This window comes from Paenibacillus sp. FSL K6-1230 (assembly GCF_038002385.1).
GTDB lineage: Bacteria > Bacillota > Bacilli > Paenibacillales > Paenibacillaceae > Paenibacillus > Paenibacillus massiliensis.
Window position 1 is genome coordinate 2,756,746 of sequence record NZ_JBBOCK010000001.1, and the last position, 25,413, is coordinate 2,782,158.

Sequence of the window (25,413 nt, forward strand, 5' to 3'; positions counted from 1 at the left end):
GCTACTACCATTATTCAAGCGAGTTCATCAGAGCTGAGTCATACCAGCATCAGCTTAGCCGGGGATGCCGAAATCGGAATCTCCACCAGGAATACCTTGCTCTTGCTCCGCTCCCTGTTCTGCATCTTGATCAGCAGGATTTGCTTCAGGAGCATTTGAATTCTCGTTCGAATTTTCGACTGCTGGTTCGCTTCCATCTTGTATGGGCTCAGTTGCTTCAGGTTCAGTAGTTTCAGGTTCACTAATTTCAGGCTCAGATGGGACTTCACTGTTGCTAGCTCCATCATTTTCCCCAGTTACGTTATCATCACCTTGCGAAGACTCTTCGACTGGAGGGGTCGGATTTACCGGATCTGCTGGTGGATTATCGGTGCTTTGTACAGCCTCATCACTCGTGAAAGGAACGCCCGGATCATCACCAGGAATACCACCTGAGTTGTTGCTTCCTTGATTAGAAAGGAACACTTCAAATTCTTCGATACTCTTCTTCAAGGCCACATATTGTGACAGTGTAGCTTCAAAGCTCTCTGCATCTTCCAACGACTGCATTTCGAATATAGCCGTAACCAGAGCAATGTACTCTTGCGATTCGCTTTCTGCTCCGCTGGAATATTGATCCCCGAGCAGAATAGCTTGTTCAAGGGTATCGTCTATCATCATTTGGGTAATCCATGGCGATTGGAAGTTGTCTAGAGCGTCCGCCAAAGACAACCGTGCCTCATCAATGCTCTCCTGTGTAATATAGCCATCGGCAAGCTCCGTATTTGCATTCTCGATAGCCATGTACAACGTCTGGCCGGACGGATGATACTTCCCATATGCGTCGTAATCTGCCTTGGCCTGATCCAGAATTGTCAGCAAAGTAGCTTTGTCCAAAATTTGAACTTGCTCAAGTCCATTTGACAAATCCGTCACAGCATTGAACAGGATAAACAGGGCAGGGGAATCGATCTGAGCAGCCTGGTCGGCATTCAACAGCAACACATTAAGGTAGTTCTCATCCTGTGGAGACATGTTGCCTGATTGGGTAATGAGTAGATCATCCGCTTGCTGAATAAGCAAATTCAGCTGGTGTCTATAATCAAGCTTTTTGTCAGCTAGCTGCTCCTTGAACAAGAAATAGCCTTGCTCCAGCGCTGTATACTGCTGATCTATATCTTTCTGGCTTGAAGTGCTGCCTGGCTGATACATGTCTATGCTGTTACTCAGCAAGCTATCCATCGTCTGATATTCTAGTGGCATGATCGAGCTCAAGTAAGGCTCACTATTCAGCGATTCGGCAATGGTGTTAACAAGCTGGGACAAGGCCATGGTATCTACCTGTTCACCAGGGTTGTTAATGTCGCTCCAGTTAGAAAGCTTGGAGGTCAATTCATGCAGAATCCCATCTACCTCAGGCTGGGTCATGGCCTTGTGCATCTTCTTGGTGTAGAAATTCAGCATATCGCTGAGGACTACATCTGCCGGATGAAGCTCGGTCAGTTCTCCAACTTCATGTAGCTTGACATTCAAAGCCTTGAAATTGACGGATTGGATGAGCAGGTACTCATCATACATGGCCTGTACTTGGCTTGCAGTCATCTGAAGCTCTTCCAGGCTTGAAGCGGTATTGGCATAGACGAGCATAGCTTGAAATGCTGTCGGCTTGAAGCGGTCTGCGTCTGTGAAATCCAGATCCGGTAAGGAATTAATGGCGTTCAACAATTGGAGCGCAGGAAGCTTGATGGATAGGGATGCCATATATAATTTGCTCTTCTTAGCTAGCTGAGTTGTTGCAGCGTCGACATCTGCTTGCGTCGTATTGCTATTTACCAGTACCTGCTGGGCATCGAGAATGGCCATTTGCAAGTAGTCGTTCCATACACGAGGCAGCTCATTGTCATTCTCGGGTAGCATAGACTCCGTCGAAATCCGCAGTTGTTGATCCAGGGCAGTCAGATCAATCAAGCCCTGTTGAACAGCTGATCCAAGGTAGTTCTGGATAGCAGTATTTAGCTGCAGCACTGCTTCATTCACGGCAGCCTGATTGGCCTGATTATTGTTCAGTACCCCGATGGCGAGTTCAATCGCGGAACCCAGGCTGTCCTTGGCCTCTTGCAGATACAAATTACGGTCGGGTCCACCTTCGCCAGCACGATTCAGCAGAGAACCAGCATGGGTAATCGTGGTCTCAAGGACCACACGATCCACAGCCGGGCTCTCATTGCCGCTGTTGCCACCGCCATTGTTGCCATTGTTGCCATTGTTGGGTTTGGGTCTGGAGCTGCTGGTATCTGGTGGGGTCACTACCTGCGTTTGATCAGGATTGGCATTGCCGTTCAAGCCGCTCACAGCTTGCTTCATGACGTTATAGTTGATAACCACATCAGACGGAAGCTTGTTCGGGTCCAGGCGTAGCTGCTGAATCAAAGCCCGCTCCTGAAGTGTAATGAAGGGGGTACCGTTATAGCCTGTAGTATCCAGTTCCCCAATAGTGCCATTGATAAAGAGCTTGCTTAAGCCTTGTAGGAGAGAGAGACGGTTAATGAAAGCTTCGCCCTGTGTCAGCAATGTAGCGTTACTATCCAAGGCCAGCTGCTCCAGGCGGGTCGTGCCCGTGGCAGTCAGCTTTGCGTCCTTCGCAATAATGGTAACTTTGGATAAGCTGCTGTTATCTAGAATGGCCTCCACGGAATCCGTACCCCGGATTTCTAGCTCACCTGTAGAAGTGAGATTCTTCACGGTCACAGAGCCATTAATGATTATTTTGCCGTTGAAGGTTGCTCCCGCACCATCGAGTGTTCCACCATTGCCATTCAGCTCCAAAGTGTTAATACCTGTTACGGTACGAAGACTACGGTTCAAGTCCAGCTTGGCTCCCTTGAGTACGTTTCCATTTTCTACACCAAGTAGCCCCTGGAGGGTACTGCCAATCTGGTAGGGAATATTACCGATCCGCACAGTGTTCCCGTCGGTAACAACTTCGCCAACAGGATGATCTAGCAGCTGCAGGAAAAATTCTGCTCCGTGCTCGCGGTTCAGCGGGGCATTCAGATCCTCACTGGCCTCCACGACGGATAGTCCGTAGCTGCGAGCAATGTCCACTGGCGTCTGAGCGTCAACGCTGCTGTCATCGCCGTGCAGCTCCATGGAGCGAACGAGGATCGAGATCAGATCAGCGCGAGTGACCGCATCGTTGGGACGGAACAGCTCACCGTCTCCTCCCATGAAGCCTGCCTCACGTACTGCCTCAATATAAGAAGCGCTCCAGGCAGTCGAAGATACATCCATGAAGGAGGTCATTTGCTGCGGGCTGGTATCCAGTTGAAAGATGAGGGACAGAATCTTGGCTGTCTCGGCACGGGTTAGTACCTTGTCAGCCATGAAATCTCCTTGTGTCCCTCCGGTCATCAATCCAAGCTCTCGTACCTGCTTGATGGCGTCCGACTCAGTAGATACTGCATCAGCCGCATAAGCGGTTAAGGATGCGTGAGAGAAGGGTAGAGTAATGACAGATCCGGTAGCGATTCCTAGGATCATAGCTGAGGCAACCAGCTTATTGCGTTTGACTTTTTTCAAAATGCTCACTCCCGGTTCTAGTTGATATGCATAATTTCGCATGATTTGGGTATTAAGTCGCAGGGAGTTCTGAGTTGTTTAGAGTGTCGTAAGAACTATGCATTTACATTATAGATGCGGCCACTGAACCGATTCTGAACAACGAGGAATGCGGGTATAATCCGATAGCTATTACGGCAGAAGTCTCTCGTCTTGATGGGGGTCTCATGCTATACTGGAGGAAAAAGATGCCAAAATAACACTTCACATTTATGTATAGGAGGTTGGCTATGTTTACGACGAGTCTGATACTGACCTACGTTGCAATCTCCATGTTCACGAGTCTGATCATTGTGTGGTTCGTGTATACGACGCTGAGGGCCAAGCGTAGTACGCTGCAGGGGCGTACCCAAATTTTAATGAAAGGTGTTCCAGCCAAGGCATTCATTCATGCAGTGCACCCAACATCGTCGTCGATGGATGGACAGCCTGGGGTCACTCTTGAGCTAACTGTGACACAGCAGGACGGTCGCACCTTTCCAGCGATGATCAAAACGTTTATACCGATCATTCATATTCCGCAATTCCAAAAGGGTAAGGAGATCGACGTTAAATATCTGGAGATTGGGGACGAGCGCAGAGTTGAGGTCGTGGGGGCTTATGTCCCATGAATAATTTAATAATAGGGTGGGAATACGCCTGGGAGAAGCGATCTCGATTGCTTTTTCCGGGTCTTTTTGTGCGTAAACGTGAATGTCAGCTTTTCTTTGCCCGGCAGAGGGGCAGCTGTTATTCCCCTGAAAGTCATGAAGTGTTAAATTAGATTCGGTTCATAGATTGACCGTACGTCGTATTGTTAACCTATGTTTAAAATGATGGTTTACAATGTACGTGCCAAAGGCTATAATTCTATTCGTTAACGTCGAGAGGGCGCTGCTATGACATTATTTGATTATATTTTGACTATTCATGGAGGTTATCAATTTGAGTACAAAAGAAATGGTATACGCAGCGTTGTTTGCTGCCTTCATTGGCGTACTGGGCATGATTCCACCTATTCCACTCGGCTTCATCCCTGTCCCGATCACTGCACAGACACTTGGGGTCATGCTTGCAGGGTGCTTCCTCGGCAAGAGAATGGCACTGCTCAGCCTGATCTTGTTCCTCGTCTTGGTTGCTATAGGCTTACCGATTCTGCCAGGCGGACGTGGAGGGATCTCTGCGCTGATTGGCCCTTCTATTGGCTTCATTATCAGCTGGCCAATCGCAGCCTTTTGCATCGGATTTGCTGCCGAGAAGGTGTGGCCTAAGCTGACGACCTGGAAGCTTGTGCTTATCAACTTTGCATTTGGTATCATACTTGTGAGTCTAATAGGTGCCCCTGTCATGGCGATTATTACGAATACGTCTATATGGGCCGGAATCGTGGGGGCAGCAGCGTACATCCCGGGTGATATCATCAAAGCGGTGATTGCAGCGGTAATTGCTGTTCGAATCAAGGCACTTAGTCCCATCGAAGAGAAAATTCATAGTACTTAGCCCTTCAAGTTGCCAATGGGAGTCCACATTAACTTCATCAATGTAGCTATCTATCACTTAGAAGGTGGGGAAGCATTGAACCTATTACAGCCGATATTCGACCAGGTTGACCGCTCGCCTGATCGAGTTGCAATTTCCTGCTCACAGGAGCAGCTCACCTATGTACAATTGAAGCAACGTGTATCAAGCGTAGCCAACGGTCTCAGACAACATGGAGTACGTCATGCTAGAGTAGCCATTCTGTCTGCGAATCGGATCGAATTCGTGGAAGTGTTCCTTGGGGCTATTCAGGCGGGCTGTGTTCCCGTTTTACTTGACCCGACATGGAATGATGTACAACTGAACGCAATGCTCCGACACTGTCAGGCGCAGGTGCTGTTCGTTGAGCAGCGACATGTACACAGGGTATCTGCCGAATGCTCTCAGATAGGCCAGATTGTCTTTCAGGAACAGCATTTTCAGGGACAGCATCGTGAGCTGGATGCTATTCTCCCATGCGATACGCTCGCCGAGGAGCATAGAAACAGATCCACCACCCTCTACGAGCAGTGGATGAATTTGCTAGAGCCTGAGGCTGCTGTACAGGATAATAATGAACTGCTGTTTGTCGGATATACGTCTGGAACGACGGGTATGCCCAAAGGCTATATGCGTACTCACGCCTCCTGGCTGGCCAGCTTTGAAGCTACAGCGGAGGCGTTCCAGCTACATGAGATGAAGCAGGTAGTGGCTCCGGGTCCATTCGTGCATTCCTTGTCACTGTTCGCGCTGGTTCAGAGCTTGTATAGTGGGGCGACCTTTCATATAGTACATAGGTTTGATGCTGCTGAAGTGTTACAGCTATGTACTCATTATCCAGAGATGATTCTGTTCGTAGTGCCCACGATGATTGATGCGCTGTCACAACAGGCTATTCCGGGAGAGACTCGGGTGCAGGCCCTGATCAGCTCTGGTGGCAAGTGGACGGAGCGCTCCAGACTGCATTGCAAGACCGTATTTCCAGAAGCGAAGCTGTATGAATATTATGGTTCCTCCGAGGCGAGCTATATCAGCTATATGGATGTGTATGAGGAAAAAGGAGCAGATGCCCTTGGACGACCTTTTCATGGGGTGGATATCTCAATCCGCGACGATGAGTTCAGAGAAGTGCCAGTGAACACGGTAGGACAGCTGTATCTTCGGAGTCGTATGATGTTTTGCGGCTATGATCAGCTGCCGGAGGCTACTGCCGCTGTATTCCGCGATGGCTGGCTGAAGGTCGGAGATTTCGTCTATCTGGATGAAGAAGGGTATTTGCATATGGCTGGTCGATCCAGCCATATGATCAAGACCGGTGGACTGAAGGTGTTTCCTGAAGAAGTCGAGGCGGTACTACAAGGTATCCCGACTATTCAGAAGGTTATGGTAATGGGCGTTCCAGATGATCGCTGGGGGGAAAAGGTGGCTGCACTCGTCCAATGGACGGAAGGACAGCGCTGTACGACGGAGGAGCTCCGAGCCTATTGCCGTCTGCATCTGCCTGACTACAAGGTACCCAAGGACTATATCACGGTGGAACAATTTCTCTACACTGGCAGTGGAAAAATAGCACGACATGCTATGGAAGTGTCCGTGAAGACGCAATTACATAAATGAGGAGCTCATTGTGAAACAGTGGAATGGATGCACGTCTTGTCTAACTCATAGGAAATGGAGACATTTTTTACGGCGTGGAAGCGCCAGAAAGCAGGAGTAATGCTTACTATAGATAATGTTCTTTTCTACTATCGCAAGGGTCAAACGATTCTTGATCAGATCAGCTTGACGATACGTCCGGGTGAATTCGTGGCGATCGTTGGTGGGAACGGCTCCGGCAAGTCTACACTAGCGAGATTGATGAATGGACTGGTATTGCCAAAGTCGGGTCGTGTGAAGCTTGCAGCTCTGGATACCTCGGTACCTGCTGAGCTGAACGAGATTCGGCAGCAGATCGGGCTTGTCTTTCAAAATCCGGATGATCAATTCATTACCACGACCGTCATGGATGAGATTCTGTTCGGCATGGAGAACATTCGTGTGCCGAGGAAGGAAATGGACGTACGGCTTCAGCACGCTCTTCAGTCTGTGCAGATGGAGGAGTACGCCGAGGCCATGCCGCACCAGCTGTCAGGAGGTCAGAAGCAGCGTGTCGCCATCGCAGCGATTATTGCGATGCAGCCACGTATCCTGATTCTTGATGAAGCCACCTCTATGCTTGATCCTCATAGCAGGCAGCAGATCATGTCCATTGTACAGCAGCTGTATCGGCAAGGAATGACCATCATCCATATCACTCACCACATGGAGGAGGTGCTGTCTGCCGACCGTGTATTGCTGCTGGATCAGGGCCAGATCGTATTTGATGGAGAGCCGGCTACAATGTTCGCCACGGTCCCGCTGGCAGACTATAAGCTAGAGCAGCCCTTCGCCGCGAGGCTTCACCAGTGGCTTCACATGAGCACTCCCCTGACAGCAGACTGGAAGGAGATGATACGTTCCCAATGGTCTATGAAATGAATAAGATTAATGCTAGCTATAATGAGCATAAGGCGTTGCAGGATATCAGCTGTATCTTGCGCCCGGGGAAGTGGATTTCACTCATCGGATCGAGCGGAGCTGGGAAATCAACCTTTGCCAAAGTACTAAAGGGGCTTATTCCAGACTTTACTGGCGAATACAGGATAGATCATCATCCACCATCCAGAGACAAGAAAGGCATGATGAAGATCGTTCCGGAGATCGGTTATGTGTTCCAGTACCCGGAGCATCAGCTGTTCGAGACGACCGTGTATCGTGAGCTGGCTTTCGCTCTTGGCGTACAGGGATACTCTCAGCAGGCGATCAGACAAGCTATTGAGCAGATCTTGCCCAAGGTCGGTCTCAGTGAGGCTTTGCTTGATTCTGCGCCGTTCCAGCTCAGCGGTGGGCAGAAGCGGCGTGTAGCGCTGGCCTCTGTGCTGATGCTGCAGCCGAGGCTGCTCATTCTGGATGAGCCGACGGCTGGTCTGGACCCGATTGGCCGCAAGGGACTGCTCCAGATGCTGCAGCAATGGCAGCGAGCGGAGGACCACCGTACAGTGTTATTTATTTCCCATCATATTGAGGATGTGGCGGAATACTCGGATGAGGTGATTGTCCTGCATGAAGGGCGGCTTCTGGGACATCTGGACGCAGAGGAGCTTTTCCTGAATCGCTCTGACTTGCTGACTACAGCGGGATTACCGCTACCGGAGCCCGTACAGCTGTTAAGGCTAATTGAGGAACTGTCCGGGCAGACAATTCCTGTCAGTAGCAGTCGGGAACAGGATATTCTTCAGCATATTTTGCCCATCTGGCAGGAGAGAGAGTAGCTGTATGAAAAATAGTATATTGCCAGGTCAGTATGTGAGTACAGATTCAGTGCTTCACCGACTAGATCCCCGTACGAAGCTGATCGCCTTGCTCGTGCTGATGCTGGGCTTCCTGATGATGGACACGCTTCTCGGTTATGCAGTTGCAACAATATTTGTACTATGGACATTACTAGTCTCCAAAATTCAGATGGGTCGCTTGTTCAGTGGGCTGAAGCCCGTATTGCTCATTCTATTGTTCACATTGCTGTATCATGCGTTTCTAAGTAGCGGGTCTACGGTTCTCTGGACCTGGTCGTTCATCCGAATAACCAGTGAGGGAGTGCTGCTGGGGATCTTTGTCGTGTGGCGCATTATGCTCATGATCCTGCTGGCATCCCTGCTAACGTTGACTACCCAGCCGCTAATATTGGCACAGGGGCTAGAACGACTGTTATCGCCATTGTCCAGACTGAAGGTGCCCGTAGAGCAATTTGCTCTTATGATTGTGATTGCCATCCGTTTTATCCCTACAATCGTTCAGGAACTGGACCGAATACTACTGGCACAGAAGGCCAGAGGCTATGACATTGCTGCTGTTAGATGGCCTAGGCGTATGTTTGCGTACATTCCTGTATTGGTGCCGCTCTTCATGACGACGATTCAGCGTGCTGAGCAATTAACACAGGCCATTGATGCGAGAGCCTATGGCGACGGCAAAGGGAGAACCATGTACCGACAGCTTGTGTTCCGGCAAAGGGATCTGTGGGTTGGTGGTGTGGCGGTCGGTGTCGCGCTAATGTTAGCGCTGCTGTGAGGGAATGTATGCAAATCTGTCACGCGACTTCATTGTCATCCAGGCAACAAGAACATATTTCCCTTGAAAGCCGCTTATAGAGCGGCTAATTTAATTCGTGCAAGTAGTTGTCCCAAGTCAAGGATATGAGCTTGTACCGTCTATAGCCGTGAGGTCAAATCTCTGTTGTAGAGATAGGGATGTCAGGACTGCTTTCTGTATAAGATACTGCACACAAGCGATACTAACGTTGGTTTCGTCAGAGAATTCGATGTTGGAGATTATTCCCAAAGACAAATGGCTTGCGAAATAAAAAAGGATATGTTAACTTAAGTGTGTAACCGGTTACACACAGGAGTGAACAATTCATGACAACGATTAAAGATGTAGCGAATCTGGCTGGCGTATCGGTAGCCACCGTTTCAAGGGTCATTAACGACAGGGGATACGTTCATGCGGACACACGCAAGAAAGTGGAGGATGCTGTAAAAGCGCTTAACTTTTCCCCCAATGAAGTGGCTCGCTCTCTATATAAGCGCAAGTCCAAGCTGATTGGGCTATTGCTGCCCGACATTGCCAATCCGTACTTTCCGCAGCTTGCTCGTGGTGTAGAGGATGGTATGCAGCAGCAGGATTATAGACTTATATTCGGAAATAGCGATGAGGATGAACAGAAGGAGCAGGATTACATCCAGACGTTTATCCAGAATAACGTAGTTGGTGTGATATCTTCAACGAACTATCCTCATTCATCTATATATAACAACCTGAAGATTCCGGTGGTGTTTCTCGATAGGACGTCACTAGATCGGCCATCTGTGTATGCAGATGGAAGAGAAGGAGGAAGACTGGCGGCCAAGGAGATCATCAAGCGCGGCAGCCGTCGCATCACGGTGATGCAGGGACCGTCACATATCAGACCAGCCCAGGATCGTTTTGAAGGAGCCATCGAAGCCATTCGTGCTGCAGGGCTAGACTACCGGGTGATCCAGACGACCTCTTTTTCTTTTAACGAGGCAGGTGTATGGGCGAAGGAGCTATTCAGCAACTACGCAGACTCCGACGGAATTATTGCCAGCAATGATATTGCGGCCATGGCCGTGCTACATGAGGCAGCACGAATCGGGAGAAAGGTCCCCGATGATGTACAGGTTATCGGCTTTGACGATATTCCGATGAGTGGTCTGTTATCACCAGCTTTGTCTACCATTCGCCAGCCAGCCTACGAGATGGGAAGAGAAGCGGCGAGCTTACTTATCCAGCTTGTTGAGCAAGCTGCAGTTGAGAATAAAAACATACAATTACCTGTTGAATTCATTGAGCGAGGTACTACGAGAAAGGTGTGAGGATCGATGGCTAAAATATGCGTGATCGGCAGTAGTTCGATGGATCTAGTGGTTACTTCCTCCAGACGGCCAGGAGCAGGTGAAACTGTTCTTGGCGATAGCTTTACAACGGTTCCTGGAGGTAAAGGGGCTAATCAGGCAGTTGCGGCTGCCCGATTGGGAGCTGAGGTTACGATGATTGGTCGGGTAGGTGATGACTCGTTCGGTAAAGATATTTTGGCGAATTTCAAAGCGAATCATGTAAATACGCAAAATGTGAAACCGGTTACACATTCGGAAAGCGGAACGGCTCATATCATACTGGCTGAAGGTGATAATAGTATAGTCGTTGTTGAAGCTGCGAACCGTGAAGTGACTCCCGCATATGTTGATGAGGCATCAGAGGCCATTCGGGAGGCAGATATCGTCTTGATTCAGCAGGAGATTCCAGAGGAGACTGTCGTTCACGTCAGTAAGCTGTGCGCTCAATTCGGGACCCCGTTGCTGCTCAATCCTGCTCCTGCGCGAACGTTGCCACAAGAAGTGATTGACCAGGCTTCCTATATTACACCGAATGAACACGAAGCTGAAATATTGTTTCAAGGCATGAGCCCGGCAGAAGCATTACGACAATATCCCAACAAGCTGTTTATTACAGAAGGCAGTAAGGGAGTACGTTATTTTGACGGGGATGAGGAAATTCTAGTACCAACTTACCAAGTAGAGGCTGTAGATACAACTGGAGCAGGTGATACGTTCAATGCTGCATTTGCAGTTGCATTGGCGGAGAGACGACCATTGCAGGAGAGCATCCGCTTCGCCAATCGGGCTGCCTCGTTGTCTGTGACCAAGTTCGGAGCGCAAGGCGGTATGCCCATGCGTGATGAAGTGGAGGCGAGTCAGTAATGAAAAAAAATGGCATACTGAACAGTCATATTTCCAAGCTATTAGCTGATTTGGGTCATACGGACACCATTGCAATTGCAGATGTCGGGCTCCCGGTCCCGGACGGTGTGCTTAAGATTGATCTGGCCCTCAGACTGGGAACGCCAAGCTTTTGTGACATCGTGGATCTGATCGCAGAAGATATGGTGATTGAAAAAGTGATTGTAGCGGAGGAGATTCGAGTAGGCAATCCAACAGCTCTGAGCTTCGTGTCGGAGAAGTTCGGACAAGATGCGATTGATTCAACCTTGAGCCATGAAGAGTTCAAGCTATTAACACGGCAGGTGAAGGCGATTATTCGCACAGGTGAAGCGACGCCTTATGCCAATTGCATTTTACAAGCGGGAGTCCACTTCGGCTAAAAAAGGAGGCTGCAAAATGCATATTCAGATGCAGGATATTCATAAAGCGTTCGGCACCAATCAAGTGCTGAGCGGAGTGAATTTCGAGCTACAAGAAGGCGAGGTCCATGCTCTAATGGGGGAAAACGGAGCCGGCAAATCCACGCTGATGAACATACTGATTGGTCTCCATCAGCGAGATCAAGGTAAGATCACTGTTGACGGAAAGGAGACCTATTTTGGCAGTCCGAAGGAAGCAGAGGAGCTAGGCATCACCTTTATCCATCAGGAGTTGAACGTATGGCCCGAAATGACCGTGCTGGATAATTTATTCATCGGCAAGGAAATAACATCTTCTTTAGGCCTGCTGAATACGAAACAAATGAAAGCGCTTGCCAATGAGCAATTTGCCAAATTGTCGGTACGCATTCCATTAGAACGGCCTGCGGGAGAATGCTCCGTGGGACAGCAGCAAATGATTGAGATTGCCAAGGCATTAATGACGGATGCCAAGGTCATCATTATGGATGAACCAACAGCAGCACTCACGGAGCGCGAGATCCAGAAGCTGTTTGGCGTCATTGCCTCGCTCAAGAAGAATGGTGTGTCCATTGTGTACATCTCTCACCGCATGGAGGAGATTTTCACGATCTGCGACCGGATTACGATCATGCGTGATGGCAGAACCGTAGATACCAAAGCCATTGCTGAGACAAACTTTGATGAAGTGGTACGAAAAATGGTCGGCCGCGAATTGACGGAACGTTATCCTGTTCGAAACCCTTCTTATGGCGAAGTGGTTCTGGAAGTCCGAAATGCGAGTAGCAAAGGGATATTCCAGAATGTAAGCTTCGAGGTTAGAGCGGGTGAAGTTCTTGGTTTTGCAGGACTTATGGGCTCGGGGCGGACGGAGATGATGAGAACGATCTTTGGTCTGGATCGGATGGATAGCGGAGAACTCTTCATACGTGGTCATAAAGTAAACATCCGTAAACCGACAGATGCGGTCAGTCATGGCATCGGTTTTATTACGGAGGATCGAAAGGACGAGGGACTGGTGCTTGACTTCTCTATTCGTGAAAATATGGTTCTGCCTAACCTGTTCAGTTTCTCCAGCAAAGGCTTCATCTCAGGTGCAAAGGAGCAAGAATTTGTCGATACGCTAATCCAACGTCTTCAGATCAAAACGCAATCCTCGGAAACCTCTGCACGGAATCTATCCGGCGGTAATCAACAAAAGGTTGTTATTGCCAAATGGGTTGGGATCGGTCCAAGTGTACTCATCCTGGACGAACCTACGCGTGGTGTAGATGTTGGAGCGAAGCGCGAAATCTATCAGCTAATGAATGAACTGACAGACCGAGGCGTTGCAATTATCATGGTGTCGTCAGAGCTGCCTGAGGTGCTCGGCATGAGTGACCGGGTTGCGGTGGTACATGAGGGCCATATTAGTGGTGTGCTGTCTAGGGAAGAAGCCACACAGGAAAAGATAATGACATTGGCTACAGGGGGACAATGATATGACAACCATTCAGGATAAAAAGGCCCAAAGCGGTGTACGATTCTCGAATATAACTCAAAAAATGGGGCCATTGCTCGGCTTGATTATTCTTATTCTCATCGTCTCTATTTTGAATCCAAGCTTCTTGGAACCGCTTAACATTCTGAACCTGCTACGTCAGGTTTCGATTAATGCACTTATCGCCTTCGGTATGACATTTGTTATTTTAACGGGCGGAATTGATTTGTCGGTTGGCTCAATTTTGGCTTTATCCAGTGCCTTTGTAGCCAATATGATGGTATCTGGCTTTGATCCGATCTTATCCATCATTGTCGGTGTGGCGTTGGGTGGTGTCATGGGGATGGTTAACGGCCTCATGATCACGAAAGGGAAGATGGCACCGTTTATCGCGACGTTGGCTACAATGACCATTTTCAGAGGATTAACGTTAGTATATACGAACGGCAACCCGATTACAGGGCTTGGCGACAGCCTGATGTTTCAATTATTTGGCCGAGGTTACTTACTGGGGATTCCGGTACCAGCAATTACTATGCTGATTGCGTTTATGGTGCTATGGATCATTTTGCACAAGACAGCCTTTGGTCGCAAAACGTACGCAATTGGTGGCAATGAGAAAGCCTCCATCATCTCAGGGATCAAAGTAACGCGTGTTAAAATCATGATTTACTCTCTGGCAGGTATGCTTGCAGCTCTGGCCGGAGCGATTCTGACATCGCGCTTGAATTCAGCACAGCCAACAGCGGGGACATCCTATGAATTGGATGCGATCGCGGCTGTTGTACTGGGCGGTACGAGCCTTGCAGGAGGGCGAGGACGAATTGTCGGCACATTGATCGGTGTTCTGATTATCGGGGTATTGAATAACGGCTTGAACCTGCTTGGTGTGAACTCCTTCTACCAAATGGTGGTGAAGGGTGTCGTGATTGCCATTGCCGTCCTGCTGGACCGCAAGAAAACAGCATAAGGAGAGAAACAAATATGAAAAAGTGGACTTTAACGCTCGTAAGCATGCTGATGATTATTGTGTTGGCCGGGTGCTCCCTGGAGCCACCGGAGTGGGCAAAGCCTGATTCTGCTGGAAGCGGCGGATTGAAGAAAATCGGTCTGTCAATCTCTACGCTGAACAATCCATTTTTTGTATCATTGAAGGACGGGGTCGTTGCTGAAGCCCAAAAACAAGGGATTGAGGTCATTGTTGTTGATGCGCAGAACGATTCAGCTAAGCAAACCAACGATGTGGATGATCTCCTGCAGCAGGGTGTAAATGCACTGCTCATTAATCCTGCCGATTCTGCGGCAATCTCGACAGCCGTTCAGTCGGCCAACAGCGTCGGTATACCTGTTATTACGCTGGATCGGTCTGCAGACCGGGGCGACGTCGCGGCTTTAGTGGCATCGGATAATGTCAAAGGAGGACGTATGGCAGCGGAATACTTTGTTGCACAGCTTGGCAAGGGAGCGAAAGTCATCGAGCTTGAGGGGGTACCTGGCGCTTCGGCGACGAGAGAAAGGGGCAAAGGCTTCCATGAGATCGCGGATGAACAGCTTGATGTGGTTGCTACACAATCTGCGGATTTCGATCGGTCCAAGGGATTGAACGTCATGGAAAATCTGCTGCAAGGTAATCCTGATGTACAAGCGGTATTTGCCCACAATGACGAGATGGCACTGGGCGCTATTGAAGCGATTCAGAGCTCGGGTAAGAATATTCCCGTGATCGGATTTGACGGTAATGATGATGCCATTAAATCCATTCAGGACGGAAAATTAACGGCAACCGTTGCTCAGCAGCCTGTAATTATTGGTGAGTTGGCGGTGAAAGCTGCACTGGACGTGCTGGATGGCAAGCAGGTAGAGCAGGTCATTCCTGCTGAATTGAAGCTGGTGACGGAGGACAAGGTAAACAACTAAAATTTGTTCGACATCCCGTTCTGGGCAGAGGGTCCGGAAGCGGGATGTCTTTCTGTTTATGAGGAGGTAAGCTGTCTTTATATCTAAATCATTGTGCACAATTATTTTTTTATTGACTGCATGGTCAATAAATGATAAAGTAACGCTGAGACAAGGAGAACATATGAATTGTCATCACAATTATTCAATTTTATCACTGCTGAGATCATACAGATAAAGCTGAACTATATCTCTATTTCTAGGTAGCTTGATTGCTACGATGAGATATAGCTGTTGTACAGACCCATCCTATTTTGAAAGGGAGGTGACAGGGTACTATTACTTATCTCATGATCTCACCACCCTATACTTACTCTGGTTCTTGTACTATTGCACGAGAATGATATTGTTCCAATTATAGATATGTTCCGTTTCTCTGTGCGCTGTAATTCTTAGTAGTGTCATTCGAAAGTTAATATAAATATATTAGTTCAAATCTTAGGAGGCAATGTATGAAACCTACTGTATCCCTGGAAGCACTGTTTACACCGTTCAACTCCAGCAAGCTAAGTCTGTCGAATCGCTTCGTAATGGCGCCGATGACTCGTCAGTTCTCCCCAGATGGAATTCCCGGTCAGGATGTAGCTGCTTACTATCGCCATAGAGCAGAGAATGAAGTGGGTCTGATTATCACCGAGGGCACGATCGTTAACCATCCAGATGCATCCAATCAGGAGAACGTTCCACATTTCTTCGGAGAAGCTGCTTTGAAGGGATGGGAGCATGTAGTGGCTGAGGTGCACGCAGCAGGAGGACGAATCGTTCCGCAGCTATGGCACATGGGAGCCAAGGGCGACGTGGGTGAATATACCGAGGCTGAGGTCAAAGAAATCGTTCAAGCCTTCGGCCAGGCAGCCGCTGAAGCCAAACGAGTCGGCTTTGACGGCATTGAGCTCCACGGCGCGCATGGGTACCTCATTGATCAATTTTTCTGGGAGAAAACGAATCCCCGTACAGATCAATATGGCGGCGATATGGTAGGACGCACCCGCTTTGCGGTAGAAGTCATTGAGGCTTGTCGTGAAGCTGTCGGCCCGGACTTCCCTATCATTCTGCGCTATTCGCAGTGGAAGAGTAACGAGTATACGGCTAAGCTGGCGGATAGCCCTGAGCAGCTGGAGCAATTTTTGGCTCCTCTGGTGGAAGCAGGCGTTGACATCTTCCATTGCTCTACACGTCGTTTTTGGGAGTCGGAGTTTGCAGGTTCTGACCTGAATCTGGCTGGATGGACGAAGAAGCTGACGGGCAAACCTACGATTACAGTCGGATCTGTAGGATTGGACGGTGATTTCATGAGCTTCTTCACCACGGGTCAAGGAGCTAACCATGTTGGCGTCGAAGCGCTGGTAGAACGAGTGGAGCAAGGGGAATTCGATCTCGTCGCTGTAGGTCGTGCACTGCTGTCCGACCCTGCATGGGTGCGCAAGATTCACGAGAATAATTCTGAGGCATTGATTCCATTCACAGCGGAAGCCATCAAGACACTGTCATAAGAGGTATGAAGGCAGGTCTAGAGGTGTTTCATCGCACAGGCTTTGTCTTGTCTGTTGAATCCGTTTTTTAACGGGATGATGCTGATTGTCAGTGATATTCCAAAGGTTATTCCCAACTGCTATTCCATAGTGTTACTTGATAATAGGCCGTCCGAATCTCGGGCGGCCTAAATGTATTACCCTCCCGAGAGAATAATCTCTCAGATATCTCCAACTCAATCTTGACAATGTCAATATACAGAGTTATCTTTACAACGTAAAGTTAAACGAAGGAGCGATAGGATTGAAGCCTGGACCTTACCATCATGGCGATTTACGTAACACCTTAATTGAGACCGGTATTGAACTCATTGGCGAGGAAGGGCTAGGAGGTTTCTCCTTACGAAAGGTAGCAGCCAAGTGTGGTGTCAGTCACGCTGCGCCTTACAGTCATTTTAAGGATATGCAGGAGCTGTTGGCTGCGATGGCCGATCACGTCACGGAGCAGTTCACGACCACCCTGCAAGTCTCTATTGAAGGGAACAATGACCCCATGTCGGAAATGGAAAAGTTGGGAACCGCCTATATATCCTTTTTCGAGCGGCACCCCACTTATTTTCCATTTATATTTTTTCAGTCAGGCATTGTTATTCAGGTAGACGCAGGAGCTGAGAACGTTCCGCCTTACCCACCATTTGCAGTATTCCGGGCAACTGGCTATCGGCTGTTCCGCAGTCTGGGTCTTCCACCTGAACAGGACGACAACATGCTAATGGCCTACTGGTCGCTTGTACATGGCGTAGCATCACTACTGTCAAGCAGTGGCATTCGATATTCAGGTGATTGGCAAAAAGTATGGCAAACCATTCTTCAGTCGGGAGGAACAGCTAATGAAACTGATCGTCCATGATTTAGCGAATGATGATTATGTTGCCTTCCTTAGCGGCTTCAGCGAGGATACCGATGAAATAATCGGGGAGACGGGTTCCATTCGTCATTGTGTAGGCTGCTTCGGTTGTTGGGTTCGCACTCCGGGGACCTGCGTGCTCAAAGATTCTTATCAACACATGGGTGACCGGTTCGCCGCCTGCGAAGAGTTGGTACTCATCACCCGCAACGTATATGGAGGATATAGCCCGTTCGTCAGCAACGTATTGAACCGCTCACTACCCTATGTTCTGCCCTATTTTGTAATCGAAGAAGGTGAGACACATCATCAGCAACGCTACAAACAGCGCTTCAAGTTCACCGTCCATTTTTATGGAGAAGGAATCACGGAGGCTGAACGTCACACAGCACAGGCACTGACTCGCGCTAATGCAATAAATTTGGATGTGTCCCAATATAGTGTTTCTTTTCACAACACGCTTGACGAGTTGGTGGAGGTGCGACCATGAACATTGTGCTGATTAACGGCAGTCCGAAGGGCGGAGCGACCAATTCTGGATTTCTGCTAGAAAAGCTCAAGCCCTTCATCACCGAGGGCAACGAGCTGACTTCGTACCGGGTCAATGGCAAGCAGCTGAAGCCTGAGCAATATCGGGAGCTTAACCAAGCCGATGTGATCGTACTGGCATTTCCGCTTTATTTTGATGCCATCCCTTCACATGTACTGCGGATGATGGTCGAGCTGCAAAATTTCCGTCAGACTGAGCAAGGTAACCCGAATCTCTTCGTGTATGCGTTAATCAATAATGGATTTTTCGAAGGGAAGCAGTGCACGATTGCAGCAGATATGATTAAGAACTGGTGCGTACGCTGCGGCTTCCGTTTTGGAATGGCAGTTGGTCACGGAGCAGGGGAGATGTTACACGAGTTAAAGATGCCGCTGGGAAAAGGCCCACTAAGGAATCTAGGCAAAGCGATGACTCGGCTCAGCACGGCAATCCTCGCTCGAAGTAGTGCGGAATCGCTATTTATTCAGCCTAATTTCCCACGTATTATGTATCGAATGGCCGCTCATTTCTCCTGGCATCGTCAAGCCAAACAACATGGGCTTCGACCACAGGATTTGAGGAAGCGACCATTTCTAGAAAGTCGATTACGAAGATAACGCCGAGAATAATGAAGAATCTGAATTTCATCTTGCGGTTGCATACTGCATTTGTAAAATAGGGATTTATTTTTTTCTTACGACAATTCCATATTATTATATCAAATCACTACAATTTTATATATAAATGGGACCATTGCGCAGATATAATGACGATATATTTAGATATCAGTCATCTGCTGATCAACGTGAAATTATATCATGCTGGCTCCTTTTCAGAAGTCGAGCCCGACCAGACGGAGGTTTAGTCCATGGGGAACAATCAATTTGAGGCAACGCAAAGACATCAGCTCAGCTGGATGCATGAGCCGAGTAGCTGGACATTTACGCAGGAGGGAGAGCTGGTAATTGACACACCTGCTAAGGCAGATTTCTTCAAAGACCCAGCTGGCAAGCATATCGTACATTCCGCTCCTTTTCTATATTTGAATGTGGACTCGTCCTTTGAGCTGACAACACAGGTCAAGGTAGATATGCAGCATCAGTATGATTCGGGCTGCCTGATGCTGATGGCTGATGAGAACAATTGGGCGAAGCTCTGCTTTGAATCCAACGGAGAATACCCAACCATTGTCTCTGTAGTGACGCAGCATGGCTTCTCGGATGACTGCAATTCGGAGCGTGTGGATGTAGAGCAGCCTTATTTGAGAATAACGAAGGCTGGTCGTGTGGTGTCCTTTCATTACTCAGTGGATGGGGAGAGCTGGAAGCTGATTCGCTACTTTGGCATGGGAGCAGAGGGACCATTTATGGCTGGGGTTGTCGCACAATCTCCGACAGGCTTAGGCTGCCAGGTCTCGTTCAAGCATTTGAAGTTGTCCATACCGAACGAAGATAGTCGCTTTTAGCTACGTCTGTCCTGTAGTTATTGCGACTTCCCTTTATCCATTTTGCAGCTTGAATGTGTATGGTGCTTACTGTAATAGATCATTCTTTGCCTACAATAGATCGTTCGCTGTTTATAATAGATTGTTCTAAATAGTCGCCATGCCAGACATTTCTGTCGGGATGGCGACTATTTGTGTTGAGGTGATCGAGATGAGCATGACGTTCGCTATTAGACTACGCAAGATTACCGAGGTGCTCAGCGATCTCTTCCACGGTCACCTGATAGAGTAGCTGGCCTGAATACAGCAGGAGACGGTTCTGACGAAAGCACTGAGCTTGAACTTGAAGCTGCCTGGCTTGTTCATTACGGAAGGTGATCTTGGTGCCTTTCGTTAGATGGCGAGAATGCTCCAGCTTCTTCAGGACGTAGGTCCCGTGACGGCCATAGCCACCATCGAACAAGAAGTGATACCCATCTGTACAGAAGCCAGAAGAGCCTGAGATGCCCGGGTCCATCAAAGTAACGTTCGGCTGCTGCGTTCCGCCTGTGATACAGCCGAGCGAGAAGTCCGTGTAGTAGTAGAACCATACTTCCTGATCCTTCACTACATTGAGTGCATAACAATCAGCGATATCCACGGCTTGATTCTCATAGGTACGCTTCCCCTGATGGTCCCAGGCCAGCAAGCCTGATGCGCCAACCGGCTCACTCCACCCGTAATTTCCGAATACACCTTCATCAAAATAGCTGGTCCAGATCATACCTTCCTCGCTTACCTGGACATCCTGTATGCCGTCACCTAGCAGAAATTCATCCACAGTGAGCCCTTCATAATCGTATACTCTCGCATTCAGATCGTACTGATTCCTCCCGTAATATCTGCAACGTGCGCCAACGAGTAGCAGATGCTCGTGAAGTGGCTGTATATAGTGGTAATTGAAGCTGCTCCAGATCATAACATCATTCACGACGTGATCCGTCAGTACAAGGACTCTATAGAGCCTTTGCTTATGTAGCTTGGCTTGCACGAACATCCCTTTGTCTCTCTCGGGGAGCTGATCGATGAGCAGAACATAGACCCGCCCATCCGCACCCCATTGAGTGGAGACAAGCTCGAAGCCTTCCATATAAGGTGTTAAATCTGCAAATGACTGTAGTTTTACCGCTTGTTGTGCCATGTTGATTCCTCCTGATCGTTGCTGCAGACCTGCTGTCTGCTTGAGATATGCTCATTGTGCAGGAAAATAGATGGCTCGAACATGGCAAAAGTATAGCGACGCTAGAAAATATCTTCTTTTCATTCAGCTCACAAGTATGCCTCCGTATGTTTATAGGAAGGTTGGAAACACTACTTATCGTCATTCATTACCATTTCTCCCACAACGATGGGGCATACGACTTGATCGACAGGGAAGCGGCTGAACACAACAGGGAGGTGACGATGTGTGGTCTGAAGTGAGGGAATATATACCTGGCTGGCCGATTTGGTGGCAGGCCTTGCTATTGGTCATGATTCCGATTGGACTTGCGAAGTTAACGAAATGGCTGCAGACAGCGGTCAAGAATGGAAGCTTCAGCGATTCGAAGAAAAGCAATAAGCAACGTGCGAATAAGCAACAATCCAGTACACAGAATCAACATGCTAAGCAGCAGCAACAAGAGCAGAGCTTACAAGGAAAAGACACCTTTCGCTCGAAGGATTCTCCACTGACCGGGGTCTATACCGCAGATATAGCTACGATACGACAAGGCTTTGGCAAGAACTCGGATGTACATATTCGTGAGTTCTATATGAAGGGGACAGATCTGAAGGCAGCTGTCCTGTATGTGGATGGGCTCGTGGATCAGCAGCTAATGGATGAATTCCTTATCACCACATTAATGCGTGAGGGCGTCCCCGATACCGTCGGAATGAAGTGGAAGCGACTCCCGCGGCAAGAGGCGTTCAAGGACTTCTTGAGCATGCGTCTGTTGCCTGTTAGTGATATTCAGGAGTCATCGCACATTCAAGAGATTGCCAATGCGGTGCTTACTGGTAAAGGAGCACTTCTCATAGACGGCATGACGGTAGCGATCTTAATCGGGTCGGCGAAGGGAAAGACTCGCAGTCTGGAAGAGCCCTTGTCCGAAGCCTTACTACGAGGTCCGCGCATTGGCTTCACGGAGCGTCTGGATGAGAACACGGCCCTGCTACGACAGATTGGGAAAAATGAAAGTCTGTTCATTCAACAGTATGAGGTAGGGTCCAGGATCAAGAAAAAGCTGGCTATCGCGTATATGAAGGATATTGTGAATCCTGATCTGGTCCAGCAGGTGGAGACCCGTATTCAGCGTATGGATATGGATGCCATGCTGGAATCAGGCTATATAGAGCAGTTGATTGAGGATAGCACGCTGAGTCCGTTTCAGCAGGTGCTCAATACAGAGCGGCCTGACCGGGCGATTGGTGGCTTGCTGGAAGGCAAGGTAGTCATTATGCTGGATGGCACTCCATTTGTGCTCATTGTGCCTGGTACCTTCACCATGCTGCTGCAATCGCCAGAGGATTATTACGATCGCTGGATTCCGGGTACCTTTTTACGCGTGCTCCGCTTTATGTCGGCTACGCTGGCCTTACTTGCTCCAGCGCTATATATTTCGTTCATCTCCTTCCATCCAGGGCTTATTCCGACCAAGCTTGCTTTAACCATCATTGATGCCCGTAGCGGTGTACCGTTTCCCTCCATCATCGAGGCCTTGATTATGGAGCTATCCATTGAGATCTTGCGGGAAGCTGGGATTCGGTTGCCTAAGCCGATTGGACCAGCGATGGGGATCGTTGGCGGTCTAATTATCGGACAGGCGGCTGTCCAGGCAGGTATTATTAGCCAGTTCCTGGTCATTGTCGTGGCGATTACAGCGATATCATCCTTCACCATACCGGTCTATAGTGCCGGGATTACCTTGCGGATTTTGCGGTTCGTTGCCATGTTCTGTGCAGCTGCGCTTGGATTATTCGGTGTAGTTATGTTCTTCCTGCTGATGTGTACACATCTCGCACGGTTAAGCAGCTTTGGTGTACCGTATGTATCTCCAGCAGTACCGTATAATCTCAGGGATTGGAAGGATTTCGTCATCCGAGCACCGCTTAGCATGATGAAGCTGCGACCTGAAATGACCAAGCCAAATGATTCTGAGCGCAAAAATTAAAAATCATGTATGGAAGGGGGATACATATGAGCCGCTCTAAGTCTCGGGTCCACCTCAGTGCGACACAAGCTGCTGTTATCATCGTGAACTATATGCTTGGGGCAGGCATTCTGACACTCCCGCGCACAACGGTTGACGCTGTTGGCACACCAGATGTGTGGATTGTAATTATCATGTCTGGTCTGATCGTAGTCGGGCTGGGTCTAATTATCGTAGCATTGTGTCGTAGGTTCCCGGGGAAGACGGTATTTGAATTCACCCCAATCATCACTGGGAGATGGGTCTCTTACATACTGCTGCTCCCTATGATCGTCTATTTCATCACCATCTCGGCCCTGGAGATCAGGGTGATGGCAGAGGTGACCGGTATGTTCCTGCTGGAACGTACGCCTACATGGGCAATTGTCATGTTATTTATGTGGATCGGGCTATACATGACCTCTGGGGGGCTTCCCGTGATCGTGCGTGTGTTTGAGATTATTTTGCCCATTACATTGATTATTTTTGTCCTCGAGATCTTGCTCAGCAGTCAACTATTCGAAATAAACAATCTAAGACCGCTGCTGGGTGAGGGCTTAATGCCGTTATTAAAGGGTCTCAAGCCAACATTACTGTCCTATACAGGCTATGAGGTTATGCTCGTCATGACTGCTTATATGAAGAATCCGGGCAAAAGCAATAAATCCGTGGTGTGGGGAGTACTGACATCAACAGTCATTTACCTTATTACGGTAGTCATGGTCATCGGCAGTCTCTCTGTAAACGGAATTATGACCAGGACATGGCCGACGCTCGATCTGCTTCGAAGCTTTGAGATTCAAGGTTTGATCTTTGAGCGCTTTGAGTCCTTGCTGCTGGTCATCTGGATCATGCAAATTTTCTCTACCTCGGCAATTGCCCACTACACAGCCTCCATCGGTGTACGCGATATGTTTCGGTTGAAGGGCCTGCGTGTGAGTATGTACATTTTCCTGCCGTTAATCTATATTCTGGCGATGATTCCGAAGGATGTGGATCAGACATTGGCATTCGGAGATATGTTGGGCAATGCATCTGTTGTACTGTTTGGTACTCTGCCTCTGCTATTGCTGATTACAAGCATTATTCGCAAAAAGGGAGGGAAGCAGGCATGAGATGGGTTCATCGGGTAGGCTGTAGCATCATCGTAATGGCATTATTGCTCACGATTACTGGCTGCTGGAGCAGTCGGGAGATTGAGGACCTCAGTGTATATCTTGGCCTTGGGATCGATACCCCGCGAGAGACGCCGCTTGAGAAGTATCTCACGAAGGAAGGCGCAGAATATCCCAAGCAAAATAACATTACCGCGACAGTGCAAATTGCCCCGGGTAATGTGAAATCCACAAAGAGTGCCGAGGAAGGCTCGAACACCTCAGATAAATCCTCGTACTCGAATGAACAGCTTACTGGTGACTCTCTGTTACAGATATTTCGGCATTTTGCTTTACTTAGGGACCGTCCCTTAATTGGCCATCATCTGAAGGTCATCGTCATCTCTAAGGATGTTGCCAAGAAGTATAGACTCGATCAATTGCTGGATTTTGTGTTGCGGGATAATGACATTCGGCTGAATTGCCTCGTATTACTGAGCCATGAGCGTGCCTTGGATGTGCTAACCTTGAAGGATCAATCTCAAATCCCAGCGTTCTATCTTACAGGCATGGTCAATAATTCGTATTTGATCAACAAGATCCTTGAGCCCATGACATTGGCCAAGCTAGATGCCAAGCTAAAGGCGGGATCAAGCTTTCTACTTCAGAATGTAATATCCTTTGATGGAGATGACAAATTCTCTGGGGCAGGCATATTTAGCGGCAAGACGACCAAATATATTGGAGCGCTGAGTCAGACAGATCTGGAGGGTCTTGCCTGGATTAATCTGCAATCACGAGGTGGTATCGTAAAGACCTACAACAAAGAAGGCTACACAGTTGTCTACGAAACAAAGAAAAATAAGACGACGATTACGCCGACCGTCAGAGGTCAGGATATCTCATTCCATGTCAACGTCGAGTCGGAGGGATGGCTCATGGAGGATTGGATTATCCCGGAGACGGAGGAAAAGGGTGCGTATCTCAAGGAATTGGAAAAGGATTTTGCAGACATAGCCGAGCAGCAGATTGAGCAGGTTCTGCACAAGCTCCAGCGCACCTACAAGGTGGATGTGGCTGATTTTGGAGAGGTCCTTCGCATTAAGGAGCCCAAGGTATGGAAGCAGGTAAAGGACAACTGGGATGAAGTGTTCAGCGAGTCAAAGATCACGTACAAGGTCAAAGTGAAGGTAACAAGCCGGGGCTCTTCCACGAAATAAGGAAATATGACTGGTGATGCATACACGATATGGGATATGCACATATAACAACGACTATCGCACACGTAGCGGCAGAACATTCTGCATGCTGGGTGTGTTTTTTTGTGGGTGTGAGTGGGGAAGCGGATAATCAATTGATGTGATTGTATTTTTATGGATGTAGGGATAGTACGCTAGGAGTGTTGAGACATGATTCTTACAGGGGGAGGAAGCTTACACGTGAAACAGGAGCT

General features: G+C 48.6%; 22 protein-coding genes. 20 read left to right on the forward strand and 2 right to left on the reverse strand.

What is annotated here, in order from left to right; genetic code table 11:
- Nucleotides 1-54: 54 nt before the first annotated feature.
- Nucleotides 55-3,558, reverse strand: coding sequence for an S-layer homology domain-containing protein (locus MKX74_RS12190; protein ID WP_341178535.1), 3,504 nt, complete (start codon nt 3,556-3,558; stop codon nt 55-57).
- Nucleotides 3,559-3,827: 269 nt separating this feature from the next.
- Between MKX74_RS12190 and MKX74_RS12195 the strand changes: the two genes are divergently transcribed.
- The 17 genes from MKX74_RS12195 (at nt 3,828) to MKX74_RS12275 (ending at nt 19,678) form a co-directional block, all read left to right on the forward strand.
- Nucleotides 3,828-4,208: a hypothetical protein gene (locus MKX74_RS12195; protein ID WP_341178536.1), complete on the forward strand. Its 381-nt coding sequence runs from the start codon at nt 3,828-3,830 to the stop codon at nt 4,206-4,208.
- Between the two features lie 313 nt (nt 4,209-4,521).
- Nucleotides 4,522-5,076 (forward strand): biotin transporter BioY, encoded by a 555-nt coding sequence (locus MKX74_RS12200; protein ID WP_341178537.1) that lies wholly within the window; start codon nt 4,522-4,524, stop codon nt 5,074-5,076.
- A 75-nt stretch (nt 5,077-5,151) separates the two neighbouring features.
- Nucleotides 5,152-6,711 carry a class I adenylate-forming enzyme family protein gene (locus MKX74_RS12205; RefSeq protein WP_341178538.1) on the forward strand — a complete coding sequence of 520 codons (1,560 nt, stop codon included), beginning with the start codon at nt 5,152-5,154 and terminating at the stop codon, nt 6,709-6,711.
- 54 nt (nt 6,712-6,765) lie between these two features.
- Nucleotides 6,766-7,611: an energy-coupling factor transporter ATPase gene (locus MKX74_RS12210; protein ID WP_341178539.1), complete on the forward strand. Its 846-nt coding sequence runs from the start codon at nt 6,766-6,768 to the stop codon at nt 7,609-7,611.
- Nucleotides 7,608-8,444 (forward strand): ATP-binding cassette domain-containing protein, encoded by an 837-nt coding sequence (locus tag MKX74_RS12215; RefSeq protein WP_341178540.1) that lies wholly within the window; start codon nt 7,608-7,610, stop codon nt 8,442-8,444. Before MKX74_RS12210 ends, MKX74_RS12215 begins: the two co-directional genes overlap by 4 nt.
- A gap of 4 nt (nt 8,445-8,448) precedes the next feature.
- The gene (locus tag MKX74_RS12220; RefSeq protein WP_341178541.1) at nt 8,449-9,240 is read left to right on the forward strand and encodes an energy-coupling factor transporter transmembrane component T family protein; all 792 of its coding nucleotides are present in this window, start codon (nt 8,449-8,451) and stop codon (nt 9,238-9,240) included.
- 347 nt (nt 9,241-9,587) lie between these two features.
- Nucleotides 9,588-10,565, forward strand: coding sequence for a LacI family DNA-binding transcriptional regulator (locus MKX74_RS12225; RefSeq protein WP_341178542.1), 978 nt, complete (start codon nt 9,588-9,590; stop codon nt 10,563-10,565).
- Between the two features lie 6 nt (nt 10,566-10,571).
- The gene (rbsK, locus tag MKX74_RS12230; protein WP_341178543.1) at nt 10,572-11,450 is read left to right on the forward strand and encodes a ribokinase; all 879 of its coding nucleotides are present in this window, start codon (nt 10,572-10,574) and stop codon (nt 11,448-11,450) included.
- Nucleotides 11,450-11,851, forward strand: a complete 402-nt coding sequence (rbsD, locus tag MKX74_RS12235) for a D-ribose pyranase (RefSeq protein ID WP_341178544.1) — start codon at nt 11,450-11,452, stop codon at nt 11,849-11,851. Before rbsK ends, rbsD begins: the two co-directional genes overlap by 1 nt.
- A 16-nt stretch (nt 11,852-11,867) precedes the next feature.
- Entirely contained in the window at nt 11,868-13,349 is a 1,482-nt protein-coding gene (locus tag MKX74_RS12240; protein ID WP_018882929.1) for a sugar ABC transporter ATP-binding protein, read from the forward strand.
- Nucleotide 13,350: 1 nt separating this feature from the next.
- Nucleotides 13,351-14,319 carry an ABC transporter permease subunit gene (locus MKX74_RS12245; protein ID WP_018882928.1) on the forward strand — a complete coding sequence of 323 codons (969 nt, stop codon included), beginning with the start codon at nt 13,351-13,353 and terminating at the stop codon, nt 14,317-14,319.
- A gap of 14 nt (nt 14,320-14,333) precedes the next feature.
- Nucleotides 14,334-15,266 carry a ribose ABC transporter substrate-binding protein RbsB gene (gene rbsB, locus MKX74_RS12250; protein WP_341178545.1) on the forward strand — a complete coding sequence of 311 codons (933 nt, stop codon included), beginning with the start codon at nt 14,334-14,336 and terminating at the stop codon, nt 15,264-15,266.
- A gap of 491 nt (nt 15,267-15,757) precedes the next feature.
- Nucleotides 15,758-16,798 (forward strand): NADH:flavin oxidoreductase, encoded by a 1,041-nt coding sequence (locus MKX74_RS12255; protein WP_341178546.1) that lies wholly within the window; start codon nt 15,758-15,760, stop codon nt 16,796-16,798.
- 283 nt (nt 16,799-17,081) lie between these two features.
- A complete protein-coding gene (locus MKX74_RS12260) occupies nt 17,082-17,687 on the forward strand; it encodes a TetR/AcrR family transcriptional regulator (RefSeq protein WP_341178547.1) in 606 nt (201 codons plus the stop codon).
- Complete coding sequence (locus tag MKX74_RS12265) at nt 17,668-18,174, forward strand: flavodoxin family protein (protein WP_341178548.1); 507 nt, start codon at nt 17,668-17,670, stop codon at nt 18,172-18,174. The genes MKX74_RS12260 and MKX74_RS12265 overlap by 20 nt, the downstream gene beginning before the upstream one ends.
- Nucleotides 18,171-18,830, forward strand: a complete 660-nt coding sequence (locus MKX74_RS12270; RefSeq protein ID WP_341178549.1) for a hypothetical protein — start codon at nt 18,171-18,173, stop codon at nt 18,828-18,830. Before MKX74_RS12265 ends, MKX74_RS12270 begins: the two co-directional genes overlap by 4 nt.
- A 251-nt stretch (nt 18,831-19,081) precedes the next feature.
- Nucleotides 19,082-19,678 carry a DUF1349 domain-containing protein gene (locus MKX74_RS12275; protein ID WP_341178550.1) on the forward strand — a complete coding sequence of 199 codons (597 nt, stop codon included), beginning with the start codon at nt 19,082-19,084 and terminating at the stop codon, nt 19,676-19,678.
- 214 nt (nt 19,679-19,892) lie between these two features.
- Here the strand turns inward: MKX74_RS12275 and MKX74_RS12280 are convergent, their stop codons facing one another.
- Nucleotides 19,893-20,837, reverse strand: a complete 945-nt coding sequence (locus tag MKX74_RS12280) for a hypothetical protein (RefSeq protein ID WP_341178551.1) — start codon at nt 20,835-20,837, stop codon at nt 19,893-19,895.
- A gap of 265 nt (nt 20,838-21,102) precedes the next feature.
- On the opposite strand from MKX74_RS12280, the gene MKX74_RS12285 reads away from it, so the two are divergent.
- The 3 genes from MKX74_RS12285 to MKX74_RS12295 are packed head-to-tail and all read left to right on the forward strand — an operon-like array spanning nt 21,103 to nt 25,180.
- The gene (locus MKX74_RS12285; protein ID WP_341178552.1) at nt 21,103-22,848 is read left to right on the forward strand and encodes a spore germination protein; all 1,746 of its coding nucleotides are present in this window, start codon (nt 21,103-21,105) and stop codon (nt 22,846-22,848) included.
- Between the two features lie 26 nt (nt 22,849-22,874).
- Nucleotides 22,875-23,981 (forward strand): GerAB/ArcD/ProY family transporter, encoded by a 1,107-nt coding sequence (locus tag MKX74_RS12290; protein ID WP_341178553.1) that lies wholly within the window; start codon nt 22,875-22,877, stop codon nt 23,979-23,981.
- Nucleotides 23,978-25,180 (forward strand): Ger(x)C family spore germination protein, encoded by a 1,203-nt coding sequence (locus MKX74_RS12295; protein WP_341178554.1) that lies wholly within the window; start codon nt 23,978-23,980, stop codon nt 25,178-25,180. Before MKX74_RS12290 ends, MKX74_RS12295 begins: the two co-directional genes overlap by 4 nt.
- Nucleotides 25,181-25,413 lie beyond the last annotated feature (233 nt).

Bases quoted from the DNA above. Each gene is read 5' to 3' on its own strand.
- MKX74_RS12240 (WP_018882929.1), top strand. From the start codon at position 11,868: ATGCATATTCAGATGCAGGATATTCATAAAGCGTTCGGCACCAATCAA.
- rbsB (WP_341178545.1), top strand. From the start codon at position 14,334: ATGAAAAAGTGGACTTTAACGCTCGTAAGCATGCTGATGATTATTGTG.
- MKX74_RS12225 (WP_341178542.1), top strand. From the start codon at position 9,588: ATGACAACGATTAAAGATGTAGCGAATCTGGCTGGCGTATCGGTAGCC.
- MKX74_RS12275 (WP_341178550.1), top strand. From the start codon at position 19,082: ATGGGGAACAATCAATTTGAGGCAACGCAAAGACATCAGCTCAGCTGG.
- MKX74_RS12245 (WP_018882928.1), top strand. From the start codon at position 13,351: ATGACAACCATTCAGGATAAAAAGGCCCAAAGCGGTGTACGATTCTCG.
- MKX74_RS12265 (WP_341178548.1), top strand. From the start codon at position 17,668: ATGAAACTGATCGTCCATGATTTAGCGAATGATGATTATGTTGCCTTC.
- MKX74_RS12290 (WP_341178553.1), top strand. From the start codon at position 22,875: ATGAGCCGCTCTAAGTCTCGGGTCCACCTCAGTGCGACACAAGCTGCT.
- MKX74_RS12295 (WP_341178554.1), top strand. From the start codon at position 23,978: ATGAGATGGGTTCATCGGGTAGGCTGTAGCATCATCGTAATGGCATTA.
- MKX74_RS12210 (WP_341178539.1), top strand. From the start codon at position 6,766: ATGGAGACATTTTTTACGGCGTGGAAGCGCCAGAAAGCAGGAGTAATG.
- rbsD (WP_341178544.1), top strand. From the start codon at position 11,450: ATGAAAAAAAATGGCATACTGAACAGTCATATTTCCAAGCTATTAGCT.
- MKX74_RS12255 (WP_341178546.1), top strand. From the start codon at position 15,758: ATGAAACCTACTGTATCCCTGGAAGCACTGTTTACACCGTTCAACTCC.
- rbsK (WP_341178543.1), top strand. From the start codon at position 10,572: ATGGCTAAAATATGCGTGATCGGCAGTAGTTCGATGGATCTAGTGGTT.
- MKX74_RS12215 (WP_341178540.1), top strand. From the start codon at position 7,608: ATGAATAAGATTAATGCTAGCTATAATGAGCATAAGGCGTTGCAGGAT.
- MKX74_RS12195 (WP_341178536.1), top strand. From the start codon at position 3,828: ATGTTTACGACGAGTCTGATACTGACCTACGTTGCAATCTCCATGTTC.
- MKX74_RS12220 (WP_341178541.1), top strand. From the start codon at position 8,449: ATGAAAAATAGTATATTGCCAGGTCAGTATGTGAGTACAGATTCAGTG.
- MKX74_RS12270 (WP_341178549.1), top strand. From the start codon at position 18,171: ATGAACATTGTGCTGATTAACGGCAGTCCGAAGGGCGGAGCGACCAAT.
- MKX74_RS12280 (WP_341178551.1), bottom strand. From the start codon at position 20,837: ATGGCACAACAAGCGGTAAAACTACAGTCATTTGCAGATTTAACACCT.